The organism is Acinetobacter sp. OYA S30 (assembly GCF_033599315.1).
GTDB classification, from domain to species: Bacteria; Pseudomonadota; Gammaproteobacteria; order Pseudomonadales; family Moraxellaceae; genus Acinetobacter; species Acinetobacter baumannii.
This window is the reverse complement of sequence record NZ_JAWVAV010000095.1, coordinates 1-2,410: the sequence shown is the minus strand read 5'-3', so window position 1 is coordinate 2,410 and position 2,410 is coordinate 1. Positions and strand designations below refer to the sequence as shown.

The following is a 2,410-nucleotide window of genomic DNA, read 5'->3' as shown; positions in this document are numbered from 1 at the left end:
AATTGGTTTGATACTCTCTCCACCCATTGCTCTATTTTATCAGCTGTCATGACTTGAAAATCTCGCCAATAATATTTCATCTGCTTCCATACCATCTCGATTCGATTTAACTCAGGGCTATAAGCTGGAATAAAATACAAATTCGTCGAAAAGTTACTTTTAAGTAGCTCTCTGTAATCAGCCATCTTTTTACTTCTATGAATCGAGGCATTATCAACAATAAGAACCAATGGAAGGTTATAAGTCTGTTTTACTTGTTGAGCTATTCCAGTTAAATAGGCATAAAACCAAGTGCTTGTAACTGACTCTTGTAAACAACTTGTCACAAGTTTCCCCGTTGAAAGCAAACACCCCATGACATTAACTCGTTTTAATCTTATTGCATCAACCGCATGAACATCACCTATCTTTGTCCATGCATAGCGGTTATCAGGTGTAGATGAAAACCCTGTTTCATCAACATAACCTAATATAATTTCACCACGTGCCGCTTGCTCTCGTAATTTTTCAATCTGCTGTGTTGCTTGTTCAAATGCAATCGGATCTCTTTTTTTTCAAGCTATGACGGGTACGCTTGAAGACCATACCTGAATCACGTAAAAACTTACGAATGGTTTCAACAGACACGGACACTTCGTATTCTTCATGTAGTTTGACTCGGATTTGTTCTGCATTGAGTGGACTTGTATTGACCCAATCTAGGATTTTCGCCTGATAGTCTGAGATCAATGTATTGGGCCGACCTGAGCGATGACCTTCTTTAATCGATTCAAACTCATACAATTCCCAACGTCGGCGTTGTAGCCTTATGGTTTCTGGGATACGTTCTTGTAGAGTGGCAACTTCCGCAACACTTTTACCTTCAGAAAGCCAGAGAATAGTTTGGGCACGTTGTCTTTCACGCCAATGTTTTGCATGCTTGGCCAGAAAAATGAGTCGTTCTCGCTGTTCTAAACTAAGTGGTACAGAAACAATTCGAGGCATGTGTGAACATCTGTTAACTAAAAAAACTTTTTCGCATGATTAGTTATTTTTGTCAACTTATAAATCTTGGGTTTTTACAACAGATGATGTCTCTATTTTTAAGCTTTTCGCTAAAAACAGACAGCCTATTGTCTATGTTTCTGATAATGATGATGGTTTTTCTATAATTAATCATAATTTTGGAGAAGATATTTTTAAAGTTATGCTTGGCACGCAACCGCCAACAATGAATGAGGATTTATTTATTAGTAGTAATAATCTTCAACATCTTAATGATGAGCATAAATATAAATACCTAATGGAACAGGTAAGTCATTTAAAAAATATTGAAGATGCAAGATTGAACATGATAGGTCAGGAGCCACCAATTGAAGCAACAATGCAGCTGAACACTGCATTAGTTGTAAGAACACTGTCTCAAATTGAAGAAAAGCCAACTGATTGGATTTGGGAGGGATGGTTAGCTGCTAGAAAAATAACTGTATTAGCCGGTATTGGAGGTTGTGGTAAGACGAATCTCATGCTTTCAATTGCAGCAACAATTTCAGTTGGGGGGGTATTTCCTGATGGCAGTAAATGTGAGAAACCTGGAAAAGTATTAATTTATTCAACAGAAGATGCTGCAGATGATACGCTTAAGCCTCGGATTATGTCCTATGAAGCTAATTTAGATAATATAGCTGTGATGGATGGAGTAGTTGATAGAAAGGGAAAAATCAGGTCGTTTGGGATAGAGCATATAACAGCATTAGAAAACTATGCCAAAGCAAATCCTGAACTTCGGCTTTTAATTATTGATCCTGTCGTAGGGTTAGTACAAGGTGATTTAAATAAAGCCAATACGGTGCGACAAGCGTTAGATCCCTTGAGTAAATTTGCGGAAGATTATAACTGTGCGGTTGTCTGTATTACTCATCTATCTAAAAGTGCAGGTAAAGAGAATATGCCTTTAGTTGAAAGATTTTTAGGATCTCAAGCATTTACAGCAAAAGCAAGAATGGCACTATGTGCTTTAAAAGATGAAAGTGAAGATAATTTTTATTTATCTAGAGTGAAAACGAATACAACTAAACAATCGGATACTCACATGAGATATCGAATTGAATCAGCTACTGTTGGCAAAGGCATAGAAACGTCTAAAACTACTTGGCTTGAACCTTTCATTGGCTCATTTGACACTAAATCAGGTAATAAAAAGGAAAAAGCAACTGAAATTAATAGGGCAAAAAAACTTATATTAGATCTATTGTCTAAAAATGAGATTATAGCGTCTAAACACTTGAAATCATTATGTTCGGAAGAAGGTATATCAGATGCCACTTATGGTAGAGCAATCAGAGATATAGGCGCAATAAGCTTTAAAAGAGAGCAAGCGTGGTATTGGAGACTACCTACATAAATAGTAAATTAATAAGATGCAATACAT

At 36.5% G+C, this 2,410-nt stretch carries 3 protein-coding genes; 1 reads left to right on the top strand and 2 read right to left on the bottom strand.

Translation table 11 applies throughout. The features are described 5' to 3' along the window. Window positions 1-512: IS630 family transposase (locus tag R5R67_RS19195; RefSeq protein ID WP_318755182.1), on the bottom strand; the 512-nt coding region annotated here is incomplete at its 3' end. A gap of 16 nt (window positions 513-528) precedes the next feature. Next, complete coding sequence (locus R5R67_RS19190) at window positions 529-984, bottom strand: helix-turn-helix domain-containing protein (RefSeq protein WP_004973749.1); 456 nt, start codon at window positions 982-984, stop codon at window positions 529-531. A 49-nt stretch (window positions 985-1,033) separates the two neighbouring features. On the opposite strand from R5R67_RS19190, the gene R5R67_RS19185 reads away from it, so the two are divergent. After that, on the top strand, window positions 1,034-2,383 hold the full coding sequence (locus R5R67_RS19185) for an AAA family ATPase (protein WP_318755181.1): 1,350 nt from the start codon (window positions 1,034-1,036) through the stop codon (window positions 2,381-2,383). The last annotated feature ends 27 nt before the right edge of the window (window positions 2,384-2,410 follow it).